Source organism: Nocardia goodfellowii (genome assembly GCF_017875645.1).
GTDB classification, from domain to species: domain Bacteria; phylum Actinomycetota; class Actinomycetes; order Mycobacteriales; family Mycobacteriaceae; genus Nocardia; species Nocardia goodfellowii.
Window position 1 is genome coordinate 2,238,253 of record NZ_JAGGMR010000001.1, and the last position, 13,774, is coordinate 2,252,026.

Consider the following 13,774-nt stretch of genomic DNA (forward strand, 5'->3'; position numbering starts at 1 on the left):
GACATCCGCGCGAATTCCGTGCTCAGCGGCCTCCGGCGAACTACGGTCGGATCATGGGAGCAGACGCACAACCCCGCGCCGAAGCGCAGCTCGGCGTGACCTCCGAAGTCGGAACCCTGCGCACGGTGCTACTGCACCGGCCGGGTGACGAACTCCGGCGGTTGACCCCGCGCAACAACGACCAACTGCTGTTCGACGGCATCCCCTGGGTGGAGCGCGCGCAGCAGGAACACGACACATTCGCTGGAGTGTTGCGTGACCGCGGAGTCGAGGTGCTGCTGCTGGCCGACCTGCTCGCCGAAACCCTCGCCGTCAGCGGCGCGGCGCGGATTCAGGGCATTTCCTCGGCGGTGGACGCGCGCAAGCTCGGACATCAGCTCGCCGACGAACTCGCCGCATACCTGCGCGGCGTCCCCGCCGGGGAACTGGCCGACCTGCTGATGGCGGGCATGACCTTCGACGAGCTACCCTTCGGCCCGGACGCCGCCTCCCTCGTGCGCCGGATGCACCACGGCGGCGATTTCGTCATCACCCCGCTGCCGAATCTGCTGTTCACCCGCGACTCCTCGTTCTGGGTCGGCCCGCGAGTGGCGATCACCTCCCTCGCGCTGCCCGCCCGGATGCGGGAAACCTCGCTCACCGACCTCATCTACGCCTTCCATCCCCGCTTCCTGGGCGTGCGCCGGGCCTACGAATCACACACCGCGCCGATAGAGGGCGGTGACGTGCTGCTGCTCGCGCCGGGCGTGGTGGCGGTGGGCGTGGGCGAGCGCACCTCGCCCGCGGGCGCGGAAGCCTTGGCGCGCAGCCTGTTCGACGACGACCTCGCGCACACCGTGCTGGTGGTGCCGATCGCGCAGAACCGGGCCACGATGCACCTCGACACCGTCTGCACCATGGTCGACACCGACGCCGTGGTGATGTACCCCGCCGTGCGGGATACCTTGCAGGCCTTCACCATTCATCGCGAGGACAACGGCGGGGTGAGCATGCGCGGGCCGGACCCGTTCCTGCCGGCGGCCGCGGAGGCGATGGGTATCGGGAAGCTGCGGGTCATCGACACCGGGCTCGACGGGGTCACCGCCGAACGCGAGCAATGGGACGACGGCAACAACACTCTCGCCGTCGCACCAGGAGTGGTGATCGCCTACGAACGCAACGAAATGACCAATGTGCGGCTCGCCGACGCCGGAATCGAGGTGCTCCGGATCCCCGGATCCGAGCTCGGCTCGGGGCGCGGCGGCCCCCGCTGTATGTCCTGCCCATTATCCCGAGATGCCGTGTGAGCGTGCCATGTTCGCCCTTACCATCGATCACGATTCATCGGTTCCCCCGTACGAGCAGTTGCGGCTGGGCGTCCTGGCCCAGGTGCGCTCGGGGGAGTTGACCGCGGGCACGAAGATCCCGACGGTGCGGGCGCTGGCCGCGGAGCTCGGACTGGCGCCGAACACGGTGGCCCGCGCGTATCGCGAGCTGGAGGCGGACGGGGTGCTGGAAACCCGGGGCCGGCAGGGCTCGTTCATCGCCTCCTCCGGCGATCCCACCCGGGACGCCGCCGGACGCGCGGCCACGGAGTATGTCGCCGCCATCCGTCGCTTGGGCGTGGACGACGAAACCGCCTTGCGCTACATCAGATCGGCGCTCGAAGCCTAACGCCAGCTCGGCAGCCACAAGTGGTCGTGCCAGTTGCTCTGGGTGATCGGCAGTGCGGTCAGAATCGGCCACAACCAGATGAAGTTCGCGATCACCACGCCCAGATACAGGCAGATCGTGAGCAAGCCGAGACTGCGCCGCTCGTTCGGCAGGAAAGTGCCCGCCTGCGTGCGCGGGAACCAGGAGCCCGCTCCGGGCAGCACGAAACCCCGTGCCGAACCGAGAATGTCGCCGAGTACCAGCGCGACGCCCATCATCAGGAACGGCGCCAGCGCGACCGCGTAGAAGTAGTACATCTGCCGATCCAGGGTGAGGAACCAGGGCAGCAGCGCCGCACCGTAACCCGTGAGCACGGCGGCGTAGCGCCAGTCCCGCCGCACCACGCCGCACCACGCCATCCAGCCGAGCACCGGGAACGCGATCCACCAGATAGCGGGTGTGCCGATCAGCATCACGGCCTTGACGCACTGGGACGCACCGCAACCGGTCACATTGGTGTCGGCGTAGTAGTAGAGCATCGGCCGCAGGCCCATCGGCCAGGTCCACGGCTTGGATTCCCACGGATGATGATTGCCCGCCGAATTGGTCAGAGTCGAATGGAAATTCAGGGACTCGCCGCTGTAGAACCACAGTGAGCGCAGCGCGTCGGGCAGGAAAGCCCAAGGCCCCCCGGTGCCGATCTGATTGCCCACCGCATACCGGTACACCCCGTCCTCACTGGCGAACCAGCCCCAGTAGGTCGCGAGATACACGCCGATCGGAATCAGCACCAGCGCGTACAGCGCGGGCCCCACATCGCGCAGTATCGTGCCGGCCCACGGCCGCCGCACGCCGTAGGCCCGCCGCGCCGCCACATCGAAGAGCACACTCAGCAAGCCGAACGCGACGATGAAATACACACCCGACCACTTGGTACCGCAAGCCAATCCGAGCAGCACGCCCGCGCCGAAACGCCACCAGCGCACACCTAGTCGCGGGCCCCACTCGCTCGCCCCGATGCGGCCCTGCGCGTCCACCAGCGCGATGCGGCGGCGCACGTCGTCGCGTTCGACGACGAGACAGCCGAACGCCGCGGTCACGAACAGCGCCATGAAGATGTCGAGCATGCCGATGCGCGAGGACACGAACAGCACGCCGTCGGCGATGGCCAGAATGCCCGCGATCGCGCCGATCAGCGTGGACCGGGCCAGCCGCCGCACGATCCGAATGATCAGCAGTACCAGGACCGTTCCGGCGAGCGCCGCGGTGAACCGCCAGCCCCAGCCGTTGTACCCGAACATCCATTCGCCGATGGCGATCATCTGCTTACCGACCGGCGGATGCACCACCAGCCCGTACCCGGGGTTGTCCTCCACTCCGCCGCCGGTCAGCATCTGCCAGGCCTGCGGCGCGTAGTGCTTCTCGTCGAAGACGGGCGTCCCCGCGTCGGTCGGATAGTTCAGCATGGTGAACCGCGTAACCGCCGCGAGCACCGTCAGGAACGCCGTGACCAGCCAGCCCCGCACGGTATCGGCCGGCCCGAAATCCGGCGACGGTCGCAGCGGTGCGGGACTCGACCACGAGGGCACGGTCCCGAACGGTGCGGTCGCGCGGGAGGTCACCTGGGTCACGCTCCGATGTTATGCGGTCCGGCGGACAAGGTCGCGCACCGGCAACCGCGCCGCCGCCGTGAATCACAACTACCTGGCAGTTCCACCGGCGTCCGGGCAACTAGGCTCGGGTCCGATCCGGCGCTGGCCGGGCGAACAGTTCAGACGGGAGTGCGGTGACGGAGGACGCGACGGCAGTGGGCCGGCTGGTGCTGGCGGCGACGCCGATGGGGGACATCGGGGACGCCTCGCAGCGGTTGCGGGATGCGCTGGGGTCGGCCGATGTCGTGGCGGCGGAGGACACCCGGCGGACCAAGACGCTGGCGAAGTCGCTCGCGGTGGAGATCACCGGCCGGGTGGTGAGCTTCTACGACCATGTGGAGGCGGCGCGAATTCCGGCGCTGCTGGCCGACATCGAGGCCGGACGCACGGTGCTGCTGGTCACCGACGCCGGCATGCCCTCGGTGAGTGATCCCGGGTACCGGCTGGTCGCGGCCTGTGTGGAACGGGATCTGCCGGTGACCTGCCTGCCCGGCCCGTCCGCGGTGACCACCGCGCTGGCGCTGTCCGGTCTGCCGGTGGAGCGCTTCTGCTTCGACGGTTTCCCGCCCCGCAAGGGCGGTCAGCGTCGGGAGTGGTTGCGTAGCTTGGCCACCGAGTCGCGTGCCTGCGTCTTCTTCGAAGCCCCGCATCGCCTCGCCGACTGCCTTGCCGACGCGGTCGAAGTGCTCGGGCCCGAGCGCCGTGCCGCCGTCTGCCGGGAACTCACCAAGACCTACGAGGAGGTCAAACGCGGCACCCTCGCCGAACTCGCCGCCTGGGCGACGACGGGCGTACGCGGTGAGATCACCGTCGTTCTCGAAGGCGCCCAGCCGAAATCCGCGGACCCCGCCGATCTGGTGGACGAGGTGGAATCCCTGACCGCCGAGGGCACCGGCTTGAAGGACGCCTGCGCTCGAATCGCAAGTGAGTACAACGTATCCCGCCGCGAACTGTACGACGCGGTGCTGGCCGCGCGCCGCGACGGCGCGGACTGACGCCCGGCCCGCGACATTTCATACCAGTGTTTCCCGGCCGGTCCTGGCCGTTACGCGTGGCGGGCGGGGATGATCGGTAGATGACCACTCTCGAAAGCAAGGCCAAGGCGTTTCTCGCGCTGCATCGTCCCGGGGACCCGGTGGTGCTGCCGACCGTATGGGACGCGTGGTCGGCGGAACTCGCTGTCGCCGCCGGCTTTTCGGCGTTGACGATCGGTAGTCACCCGCTCGCCGAGTCGATCGGCCGCCCGGACGCCGAGGGAATGACCTTCACGGAGTCGCTGACCCGGGTTCGGCAGATCACCGAGGCGGTGGACGTCCCGATCTCGCTCGACATCGAATCCGGCTACGGGCTGGAGCCGGCGCAACTCGTCGACGGTCTGCTGGAGGCGGGCGCGATCGGACTGAATATCGAGGACACCGTGCACAGCGAGGGCGGCCGCCTCCGCGGCGCCGAAGAACACGCGACCTTCGTCAACGACCTGCGCCGCTACGCCGACGCCGCGAGCGTCCATGTGGTCGTCAACGCCCGCACCGACCTGTTCCTGCGCCAGGACGGCGCGGAAGCCGACCGGGTCGACCGCGCCATCGCCCGCCTGAAGCTCGCCGCCGAAGCGGGCGCCGACGTGCTCTACCCGGTCGGCCGCCATTCCAGCGCGGATCTCCGACGCCTGACCACCGAACTCCCCTTGCCCGTCAACGCGATCGGCCTCCCGGGCAAACCCGCCAAGCCCTATTTCGCCGAGCACGGCGTCGCCCGCATCAGCTTCGGCCCCTACCTCCAAGCAGCTCTCGCCGAGGAGGCCAATCGGCTCCTGGACGACTGGAAGTGAGGGCGGCCGCTTACTCTTTCGGCTCGACGTAGCGCGGGTAGACCGGCTCCGGCGTGGGCAGGGGCACGCCGGGGACCAGCGGGGCGGCGATGTCGGCGAAGGTGCGGCCCTGTTGGGCGAGCAGGTCGAGGATCTTGGCGGCGGAGCCGGGGACGACCGGCTGGACCAGGATCGCGACGATGCGGACGACCTCGAGGGTGACGTAGAGGACGGTGGCCATGCGCGCCAGATCCTCCGGGGTGCCCGACTTGCGCAGCGCCCAGGGGGCCTGGGCGGAGAAGTACCGGTTGGTCTCGGCCAGTACCTTCCAGATGGCCTCCAGCGCCAAATGCATCTGCTGGGCGTCGAATTCGGCGCGCACCTTCGCCAGCAGCGCGTTCGCCTGGTCCAGCAGGGCGCTGTCCTCGGCGGTGAATTCGCCCGGGGTCGGCACCTCGGCGTCGCAGTTCTTGTTCACCATGGTGAGGCTGCGCTGCACCAGGTTGCCGAACTCGTTGGCCAAATCGGCGTTGATGCGCGAGACGATGGCCTCGTGGCTGTAGCTGCCGTCCTGGCCGTAGGAGATCTCCCGGAGCAGGAAGAAGCGCACCGCGTCGAGGCCGTACTCGGCGACCAATTCCAGCGGGTCGACGACATTGCCGACCGACTTCGACATCTTCTCGCCCTTGTTGTACAAAAACCCGTGCACGAACACGCGTTTCGGCAGTTCGATGCCCGCTGACATCAGGAACGCCGGCCAGTACACCGTGTGGAATCGGGTGATGTCCTTGCCGATGATGTGCAGATCGGCGGGCCAGAACCGTTGGAACGCGGCCGAATCCGTCTCTGGGAAGCCGACGCCGGTGAGGTAGTTGGTCAGCGCGTCGACCCACACGTACATCACGTGGTCGGGGTGCCCGGGCACCGGCACGCCCCAGTCGAAGGTGGTGCGCGAGATCGACAGATCCTTCAGGCCCGCCTTCACGTAGCTCGCCATTTCGTTGCGAGCCGTCGCGGGCGCGATGAATTCGGGGTGCTCCTCGTAGAGCGCGAGCAGCTTGTCCTGGTAGGCCGAGAGCCGGAAGAAGAAGTTCGATTCCTCGGTCCATTCCACCGGCGTCTTGGTTTCGGTGGAGATGCGGCTGCCGTCTTCGAGCAGCGTGGTCTCCTCGTCGGTGTAGAACGCTTCGTCGCGCACCGAATACCAGCCGGAGTAATTGCCCAGGTAGATATCGCCGTTGGCGAGCATCCGATTCCAGATCTCCACGGACGCGACCTGGTGGTCCTCGTCGGTGGTGCGGATGAACCGGTCCAGCGAGACGTCGAGCGTCTTGTCCATGGCTTCGAACACATCGGAGTTGCGCGCCGCCAGCTCTTCGACGGGCACGCCCTCGGCGACCGCGGCCTGCTGCATCTTCTGGCCGTGCTCGTCGGTACCCGTCATGAAGAAGACGTCGTACCCGTCGAGCCGCTTGAATCGGGCGATCGCGTCCGCGGAGATGTACTCGTAGGCGTGCCCGATGTGCGGCGCACCGTTCGGGTAGGCGATGGCCGTGGTGACGTAGAAGGCGGGGCGGTCAGCTTCGCTCATGGTGTGTCTACTGTAATGCGCGTGCTATTCGACCCTCACTTGAATATCCCCGTCGCCGAGGCGCAGGCATGAGTAGCAACCGCCCCGCACCGGATTTGCCGGAACCGCTCGCGCCGCTCGTCGACGCGCACACCCACCTCGACGCCTGTGGCGCGACCGACGCCGCGTCGACGAAGGTGATCGTCGAGCGCGCCGCGTCGGTGGGCGTCGGCACCATCGTGACCGTCGCCGACGACCTGAAGGCCGCGCAGTGGGCGGTTCAGGCCGCGAACTGGGATTCCCGGGTGTACGCCGCCGTCGCGCTGCACCCGACCCGCGCCAACGCGCTCGACGAGTCCGCGAAAGCCGAACTTGAGCGGCTCGCCGCCGACCCCCGCGTGGTCGCGATCGGGGAGACCGGCCTCGACTATTACTGGCCCGGCAAGCTCGACGGTTGCGCGGATATCGAAACCCAGATCGAGGGTTTCCGGTGGCACATCGATCTCGCCAAGCGGCTGCGCAAACCGCTGATGATCCACAATCGCGAGGCCGATCACGATTTGCTGGCGGTCCTGCTGGACGAAGGTGCGCCGGAAAAGGTGATCTTCCACTGCTTCTCGTCCGACACCAATATGGCGTTGTCGTGCGTGGCCGAGGGCTATGTGCTGAGTTTCTCCGGCACGGTCAGTTTCAAGAATGCTCACGAATTGCGGGAGGCCGCCAATGTGGTGCCGGACGAGGCGATCCTGGTGGAGACCGACGCCCCGTATCTGACTCCGCATCCGTTCCGCGGTGCGCCGAACGAGTCGTACTGCCTGCCCTACACCGTGCGCGCATTGGCTGACCTGCGCGAACAGGATCCGGTGGAACTCGCGAAGATCAGCACGGCCAACGCGCGCCGGATCTACGGGATCTAGCGGGACGGGCGTGAGTACCCCGATCAGGGGACTTGATTCGCGAATTGTGGCATAGATCACTATTCGGTCCACGTTTCGTGATTTACCTGCGCCTCCGAGATTTGATCGTGATATCAAAAGCCGCAGTTACACGTGCTGCGGTTGTCCGCCCCGACTCCTCTCGTTATCGTCCTGTGACCATGTATCACTTCTCGCGGATCAACCAGTCCCGCTCGCCGCTGCTCTACGCAGCGGTCGCGGCGTTGCTGATGACGTTGATCGTCGGTTCCGCGCTGGCGATCATCAACCGCAAGCACGTCACGGTCATCGTCGACGGAGCCATCTCCACCCAGGCGACCATGTCGCGCAATGTCGCGGGTGTGCTGCGCGCCGCCGGCTTCGATGTCACCGACCGTGACCTGGTTCGCCCCGGGCTGGCCGCCACCGTCGCCGACGGCGCCACCATCGTCTACAACCGGGCCCGCGAGATCACCCTCACCATCGACGGCAAGCCGCAGAAGGTGTGGACCACCGGGCTCACCGCGGGTGAGGCGCTGGAGCAGCTGAAGATCCCGGGCGACCGCTTCGTCGCACCGGCCCGCACCGCACCGCTGCCGCTGGCGGGTGCGACGCTGCAAGTCGCCAGCCCGCGCCCGGTGTCACTGCTGGACGGCCTGGGCGACTTCGTGGACGTGCGCATCGCCGGGCGCACCATCGGCGAAGCGCTTGCCACCGCGGGCATTCCGCTGATCGAACAGGACAGCGTCGAGCCCGCCGCCGACACCCCGCTCAGCGACGGCCTGCGCATCACGGTCACCCGTAAGCGAGTGGAGAATCTGACCGAGACGCTGCCGCTGGATCCGCCGGAGAACGTCATCGAAGACGAGTCGATGAACATGAGCCGCACCGTGGTGGAGAGCAAGGGCGTCCCCGGCGTCCAGGACGTCACCTTCGCGGTCACCAAGGTGAACGGTCAAGAGGTCGATCGCAAGCCGCTCTCTTCGAATGTCACCGTGCCCGCGCAGCCGAAGACGGTGCGCAAGGGCGCCAAGCCGGGCACCGAGGTGCCGCCGGTGAAGGACGGCGCGGTCTGGGACGCGCTGGCCCGCTGTGAGGCGACCGGCAACTGGTCGATCAATACCGGTAATGGGTATTACGGCGGCCTCCAGTTCGACCAGAGCACCTGGGAACGACAAGGCGGTCTGAAGTACGCGCCGCGCGCCGACCTCGCGACACGCGAGGAGCAGATCGCGATCGGGGAAGTGACCCGGGCGCGGCAGGGCTGGGGCGCTTGGCCGGCCTGCACCAGCCGTCTCGGCATGTGAGTGTGGCGTAGAACGCGCGGAAAAACTCTGTGGGTTCTCTAAGTAGCCGGTTGATAACCGATTCCTAACTGTACGCTCGTCCAGATTTCGTCCATCGGTCGTGTGCAGAGAGGTTTCGGATGCTGAAGGTTCCGGGTTGGAAACGTGCGGTCGCGGTCGCCGCGTTGTCGGCCAGTTCCGCGTTGCTGGTGAATGTGGCTCCCGCGCACGCGGATACGCCCGGCTCGGTGATCTCGGTAACGGCCAAGCCCAGCGGCTGGCGCGGTATGCCCGACGGTGCGGTCGGCAAGGTGGTCGACTATTGGATGACCGGATCCGACGGCTCCGCCCAACCCGCCAGCGGCGCGCTCATCATTCCCCCGGGCACACCCCCGCCGGGCGGCTGGCCGATCATGGCCTACGACCACGGCACCAGCGGGCTCGGCCCCGGCTGCGGCGGTCAGTCCAATCCGCGCGGCACCCGGGAAGACGCGATCATCCAGCGCATGGTGAACCAGGGTTTCGCCGTCGTCGCTCCGGACTACCTCGGCCTCGGCAACTTCGACACCGGCGCGCACCCCTATCTGGAACAGCGCACCGAAGCCACCGCCACCCTCGATCTGCTGCGCGCCGCCCGCGCCACCCACCCGGAACTGTCCCGGACCTGGGGTGTCATCGGCTTCTCGCAGGGCGGCCAAGCCGCGCTCGGCACCGGCCACCTGCAAGCCACTTACGCTCCGGACCTGGATTTCCGCGGCACCATCGCCGTCGACCCGGAATCGGATGTGGAGAAGGTGCTGCCCCTCGCCGGGCCCGCGATCCCGCGGATCGAGGGCACCGACGGCGCGCTCGGTTTCTACGTCGCCATCCTCGCCGGCCTGCGCCAGGCACGTCCCGACGTGGATGTGGACAGCTATCTCACCCCGCTGGGCAAATCGGTGCTCGACGACGTCAGCAGCCAGTGCTTCGGCGATATCTACGCCCGGGTGCGCGGTCTCGGCGTCGGTGAACTGATGGCCCGTCCGCTGTCCGACGCCCGCATCCGCGCCGCGATCAACGACTACCTGACCGTGCCCACCAGCGGCTACGACGCCCCGATCCTGTTGCTGATCAACGTCACCGACCAGACCGTGCCGTCCCCGTTGCACGGCGCGTTGGCCGCCCAGCTCGCCGCCAATGGCGTCGGCTTCGACGCCATCACCGGCACCGGTCAGCACTGTGAGCTGAACCCGGCCATGCTCGCGGGCATCGACGGATTCCTGGCGCGGATCAAGGCCACCCCGGCGTAGCCGCGCAAACGGTGCGGTCCTGATCTGCGATTTGCCCCGGTTGGTAGGTTCTACCGGTGTCCGAATCTGATGTTTCCGCTCGTGGGAGCGCCGCACTGCTGGGTCCCGCCGAGGTGCGCACGCTGGCCGAGCGGTTCGGCGTCCGGCCGACCAAGCAGCTCGGACAAAATTTCGTGCACGACGCGAACACGGTCCGGCGGATCGTCTCGGCGGCCGGGGTGGGTCGTGACGACGTCGTTCTCGAGGTGGGTCCGGGGCTCGGTTCGCTGACCTTGGCGCTGCTCGACGTGGTCGATTCGGTGGTCGCGGTCGAGATCGATCCGGTGCTCGCCGAGCATCTTCCGGTGACCGTCGCCGATCGCGCGCCCGCGCTGGCCGACCGCTTGCGGGTGGTCCAGGCCGACGCGATGCGCGTCACCGCCGCCGAACTGCCCGCCCTGCCGACCGCGTTGGTGGCGAACCTGCCCTACAACGTGGCGGTTCCGGTCCTGTTGCACCTGCTCGCCGAATTGCCCACCATCACAACCTCGTTGGTGATGGTGCAGGCCGAGGTCGCGGACCGGCTGGCCGCCGAACCCGGTGGCCGCATCTACGGCGTGCCCAGCGTGAAGGCGGGTTTCTTCGGCCGGGTGCGTCGCGCGGGTCATGTCGGCACGCAGGTCTTCTGGCCGGTTCCCCGCGTCGAATCGGGCCTGGTCCGCATCGAACGCTATGCCGAGTCTCCCTGGCCCATCGACGAAACGCATCGACGCCGCGTCTTCGAAGTCGTCGACGCCGCGTTCGCCCAGCGCCGCAAGACCCTGCGCGCCGCCCTCGCCTCCTGGGCCGGCTCCCCGGCCGAAGCGGAGCGCCGCCTGGTCGCCGCGGGGATCGATCCCACCGCGCGCGGTGAAACCCTCGACACCGCCGCCTACGTCCGGCTGGCCGCCCAAGCCTGACCGCCGCGAACATGACCGCCGCGAACATGACCGGCTGAGCGAATGCTCTCTCGGGCGGAGGTTTCGGAAGACCCGTCAGTTGTGGTGGCCGGAGTGGCCGCCGGGGGACGTGGAATCCGTTGCGGTGGCGGTGAATTCGGCGGTGTGCACCGAATCGCCGTGGGAGAAGTCGAGATACAGGCGGTAGTCGCCGGCGCTGGGTGCGGTGGTGTGGAAGACGACCTCCGGACCTGGTGGCGTCTTGCCGAGCTCGCCCAAGGGGTGGGTGTGGAGATAGGCGAGATCGCCGGCGCGCAACGCGACGAGGTGGGCGTAGGCGCCCAGGTAGGGCTGGAGGTCGGTGACGGGTTTGCCGTCCCGGGTGACGGTGAAGCGCAGTTCGCTGCCCGCGGTGCTCTGTTCGCCGGTCAGCGTCACCTGGTAGCCGTCCACGGTGCTGGTCCGGGCCGGCGGCGGAAGTGGTTGCGCTGCCTGCGTTCCGGCCACGGTGACGGACTTGCCGAGAACGAGATCACGCCCCGCCGCCTCGGGGACGAAGTCGGCGAAGACGCGATAGTCGCCGGGCTGGTCCCAGGTCCAATCGATCGACCAGGTGCCGGTGGCATCCATTGCCGGGTGCGCGTGCCGGTACTGGGTGAGGTCGGTGCGGACCACGATCAGATGCAGTTGTTTCTCGTGCTGAACGGTGAATCGGGTCACCGGCGTGCCGTCCGGCCCGATGATCCGGAAGCGCAGCGACCCGGGCTGATTCGGCTCGGCCGGGGCGGTCAGGTCGGCCAGGGTGTAACCGGACTCGCTGTCGCTGAGTCCGGTCGCGCCCGCCCCGCCGGTGTCCGCCGCGTCGCCCGGATCGCCCACCAGGGCGCCGATCCCGAGCGCCACGGCGAACAGGACGACGAGCACCCCGCCGATCGCGACCAGTCTCAGCTGATCCCGCATCAGGCGACCTCGTAGCCCGCCTCGTCGACGGCGGCGGTGATCTCGGAGTCGGTGACGGGCGCGGCGCTGTCTACGCGCACGGCGCCGGTGGCCAGGTCGACGTCGACGCTGGTCACGCCGTCGATCTTGCCGATCTCCGACTTGACCGCGCTGACGCAGTGCCCGCAGGTCATGCCCTTGACGGTGTAGGTGCTGGTAGCCATCGTCCGACTCCTTCGTTTTCTCGATCGTACGAGCCAGGATTATCGCCCGCTGGCTATCAAAGTACCCCTAGGGGGTATCTAGCGCAAGCGTTCGCTCAAGGCGCGGTGGACCAAGATGGCCAGCTCGCCATCGCCATATCGGCGACCGTCGCCAGCTCGGCCTGGGTCGCCCCATCGCGCGCGGCCTGCGACATGCCTTGCAGGACCGTGCCGATGTAGCGGGCCAGTGCCTTCGCATCCGCGTCGGCCGGTAACAGCCCGGCGTCGATATCGGCCTGTATGTGGTCGGTGAACAGATCGATGTTCCGATTGCGCAGGCCGCGCAGCATATCCGCGACCTCTGTGCTCGTCGTGTTCGATCCCGCGCTCATCACCAGGCAGCCGTGCGGGCACTCGGGCCGGGTGTATTCCACCGCGGCTTCGCGCAGCATGCGCCGGACCGCCGCGGTCGCGGTCGGTTCTTGCTCGAGCGCGCGGGGGATGAAGCCGCCGTACCGCGCTCCGAAGGCCCGCACCACTTCGGCGAACAGTTTCGCCTTGTCGCCGAAGGCGGCGTAGAGGCTGGGCGCGCCGATGCCGAGCTCCGCGGTCAGGTCGCCGATCGAGGTGGCTTCGTAGCCGCGGGTCCAGAACAGCCGGATGGCCTTGTCCAGCGCCTCTTCCCGGTCGAAGGAGCGGGGTCGTCCCCGGGTCGGCGTGGCCATGCCGACCATTTTATAACGCTCACTAGATAATGTGCTAACGTCCGTTTTGTAGTGATCGTTATAGAAAGGAACTCGTCATGGGTGCACTGACAGGCAAGACGGCTCTGGTCACCGGCGGCAGCCGCGGTATCGGGCGCGCCGTCGCGGAACGGCTGGGGCGCGACGGCGCGCGAATCGCCGTGCACTACAACGGTAACGAGGCGGCGGCCAAGGAAACCGTCGCCGCGATCGAAAAAGCGGGTGGATCCGCCTTCGCCATCGGTGCCGAGCTCGGCGTGCCCGGTGACGCAGCGGCACTGTGGAGCGCCTTCGACGCACACGCCGACGGTCTGGACATCCTGGTGAACAATGCCGGCATCGACGGCGTCCGGGAGCCGCTGAGCGGCACCGAGGAGGCCGACTTCGATCGCGTCTTCGCGGTCAACGCCAAGGCGCCGTTCTTCGTCACCAAGCTCGGGCTGGACCGGCTGCGCGACGGCGGCCGCATCGTCAACCTCTCCACCGGCCTGACCCAGGGCGCGCGGATGCCGCAGCTCATCGCCTACACCATGACCAAGGGCGCGATCGATTCGTTCACCCAGGTTCTGGCCAAGGAACTCGGCGCGCGCGGCATCACCGTGAACGCGGTCGCGCCCGGCGTAATCGACACCGATATGAACGCGGGCTGGCTGCGCAACCCGCAAGCCGAGGCCGAGGTGTCGAGCATGTCTCCGCTGCAGCGGCTCGGGCAGCCCGCCGATGTCGCCGATATCGTCGGCTTCCTGGCCTCGGACGATTCGCGGTGGGTCACGGGTCAGTGGATCGACGCCACCGGCGGCGCGCTGCTGTAGCCGCCCGTCG

At 68.0% G+C, this 13,774-nt stretch carries 13 protein-coding genes and 1 pseudogene; 9 read left to right on the forward strand and 5 right to left on the reverse strand.

What is annotated here, in order from left to right; all coding sequences use genetic code 11:
- Positions 1-53 precede the first annotated feature (53 nt).
- Positions 54-1,286, forward strand: coding sequence for an arginine deiminase (gene arcA / locus BJ987_RS09850; RefSeq protein ID WP_209887175.1), 1,233 nt, complete (start codon positions 54-56; stop codon positions 1,284-1,286).
- Positions 1,287-1,293: 7 nt separating this feature from the next.
- Complete coding sequence (locus BJ987_RS09855) at positions 1,294-1,653, forward strand: GntR family transcriptional regulator (protein WP_209898129.1); 360 nt, start codon at positions 1,294-1,296, stop codon at positions 1,651-1,653.
- On the opposite strand, the gene BJ987_RS09860 is transcribed toward BJ987_RS09855, so the two are convergent.
- Complete coding sequence (locus BJ987_RS09860) at positions 1,650-3,263, reverse strand: dolichyl-phosphate-mannose--protein mannosyltransferase (RefSeq protein ID WP_209887178.1); 1,614 nt, start codon at positions 3,261-3,263, stop codon at positions 1,650-1,652. The genes BJ987_RS09855 and BJ987_RS09860 overlap by 4 nt on opposite strands.
- Positions 3,264-3,418: 155 nt before the next feature.
- Between BJ987_RS09860 and rsmI the strand changes: the two genes are divergently transcribed.
- Positions 3,419-4,279 carry a 16S rRNA (cytidine(1402)-2'-O)-methyltransferase gene (rsmI, locus tag BJ987_RS09865; RefSeq protein WP_209887181.1) on the forward strand — a complete coding sequence of 287 codons (861 nt, stop codon included), beginning with the start codon at positions 3,419-3,421 and terminating at the stop codon, positions 4,277-4,279.
- Between the two features lie 80 nt (positions 4,280-4,359).
- On the forward strand, positions 4,360-5,112 hold the full coding sequence (locus BJ987_RS09870; RefSeq protein WP_209887184.1) for an isocitrate lyase/PEP mutase family protein: 753 nt from the start codon (positions 4,360-4,362) through the stop codon (positions 5,110-5,112).
- A gap of 10 nt (positions 5,113-5,122) precedes the next feature.
- On the opposite strand, the pseudogene metG reads toward BJ987_RS09870, so the two are convergent.
- Positions 5,123-6,685, reverse strand: a pseudogene (gene metG, locus BJ987_RS09875) (methionine--tRNA ligase); the annotation flags it as partial.
- Between the two features lie 65 nt (positions 6,686-6,750).
- Here metG and BJ987_RS09880 point away from each other — a divergent pair.
- The 4 genes from BJ987_RS09880 (at position 6,751) to rsmA (ending at position 11,088) form a co-directional block, all read left to right on the forward strand.
- A complete protein-coding gene (locus BJ987_RS09880; protein WP_209887190.1) occupies positions 6,751-7,578 on the forward strand; it encodes a TatD family hydrolase in 828 nt (275 codons plus the stop codon).
- Positions 7,579-7,757: 179 nt separating this feature from the next.
- Complete coding sequence (locus BJ987_RS09885) at positions 7,758-8,882, forward strand: resuscitation-promoting factor (RefSeq protein ID WP_209887193.1); 1,125 nt, start codon at positions 7,758-7,760, stop codon at positions 8,880-8,882.
- 119 nt (positions 8,883-9,001) lie between these two features.
- Positions 9,002-10,150, forward strand: a complete 1,149-nt coding sequence (locus tag BJ987_RS09890) for a lipase family protein (protein WP_209887196.1) — start codon at positions 9,002-9,004, stop codon at positions 10,148-10,150.
- 56 nt (positions 10,151-10,206) lie between these two features.
- The gene (gene rsmA, locus BJ987_RS09895) at positions 10,207-11,088 is read left to right on the forward strand and encodes a 16S rRNA (adenine(1518)-N(6)/adenine(1519)-N(6))-dimethyltransferase RsmA (protein ID WP_209887199.1); all 882 of its coding nucleotides are present in this window, start codon (positions 10,207-10,209) and stop codon (positions 11,086-11,088) included.
- Between the two features lie 75 nt (positions 11,089-11,163).
- Here the strand turns inward: rsmA and BJ987_RS09900 are convergent, their stop codons facing one another.
- The 3 genes from BJ987_RS09900 to BJ987_RS09910 form a co-directional block, all read right to left on the reverse strand.
- Positions 11,164-12,027, reverse strand: coding sequence for a DUF8832 domain-containing protein (locus BJ987_RS09900; RefSeq protein ID WP_209887202.1), 864 nt, complete (start codon positions 12,025-12,027; stop codon positions 11,164-11,166).
- Positions 12,027-12,230, reverse strand: coding sequence for a copper ion binding protein (locus tag BJ987_RS09905; protein ID WP_209887205.1), 204 nt, complete (start codon positions 12,228-12,230; stop codon positions 12,027-12,029). Before BJ987_RS09905 ends, BJ987_RS09900 begins: the two co-directional genes overlap by 1 nt.
- 95 nt (positions 12,231-12,325) lie before the next feature.
- Positions 12,326-12,934 (reverse strand): TetR/AcrR family transcriptional regulator, encoded by a 609-nt coding sequence (locus BJ987_RS09910; RefSeq protein ID WP_209887208.1) that lies wholly within the window; start codon positions 12,932-12,934, stop codon positions 12,326-12,328.
- Positions 12,935-13,011: 77 nt separating this feature from the next.
- Here BJ987_RS09910 and BJ987_RS09915 point away from each other — a divergent pair, with 77 nt between their 5' ends.
- Positions 13,012-13,764, forward strand: a complete 753-nt coding sequence (locus BJ987_RS09915) for an SDR family oxidoreductase (RefSeq protein WP_209887211.1) — start codon at positions 13,012-13,014, stop codon at positions 13,762-13,764.
- The last annotated feature ends 10 nt before the right edge of the window (positions 13,765-13,774 follow it).

Bases quoted from the DNA above. Each gene is read 5' to 3' on its own strand.
- arcA (WP_209887175.1), top strand. From the start codon at position 54: ATGGGAGCAGACGCACAACCCCGCGCCGAAGCGCAGCTCGGCGTGACC.
- BJ987_RS09855 (WP_209898129.1), top strand. From the start codon at position 1,294: ATGTTCGCCCTTACCATCGATCACGATTCATCGGTTCCCCCGTACGAG.
- BJ987_RS09870 (WP_209887184.1), top strand. From the start codon at position 4,360: ATGACCACTCTCGAAAGCAAGGCCAAGGCGTTTCTCGCGCTGCATCGT.
- BJ987_RS09880 (WP_209887190.1), top strand. From the start codon at position 6,751: ATGAGTAGCAACCGCCCCGCACCGGATTTGCCGGAACCGCTCGCGCCG.
- BJ987_RS09885 (WP_209887193.1), top strand. From the start codon at position 7,758: ATGTATCACTTCTCGCGGATCAACCAGTCCCGCTCGCCGCTGCTCTAC.
- BJ987_RS09890 (WP_209887196.1), top strand. From the start codon at position 9,002: ATGCTGAAGGTTCCGGGTTGGAAACGTGCGGTCGCGGTCGCCGCGTTG.
- BJ987_RS09900 (WP_209887202.1), bottom strand. From the start codon at position 12,027: ATGCGGGATCAGCTGAGACTGGTCGCGATCGGCGGGGTGCTCGTCGTC.
- BJ987_RS09905 (WP_209887205.1), bottom strand. From the start codon at position 12,230: ATGGCTACCAGCACCTACACCGTCAAGGGCATGACCTGCGGGCACTGC.
- BJ987_RS09910 (WP_209887208.1), bottom strand. From the start codon at position 12,934: ATGGCCACGCCGACCCGGGGACGACCCCGCTCCTTCGACCGGGAAGAG.
- BJ987_RS09915 (WP_209887211.1), top strand. From the start codon at position 13,012: ATGGGTGCACTGACAGGCAAGACGGCTCTGGTCACCGGCGGCAGCCGC.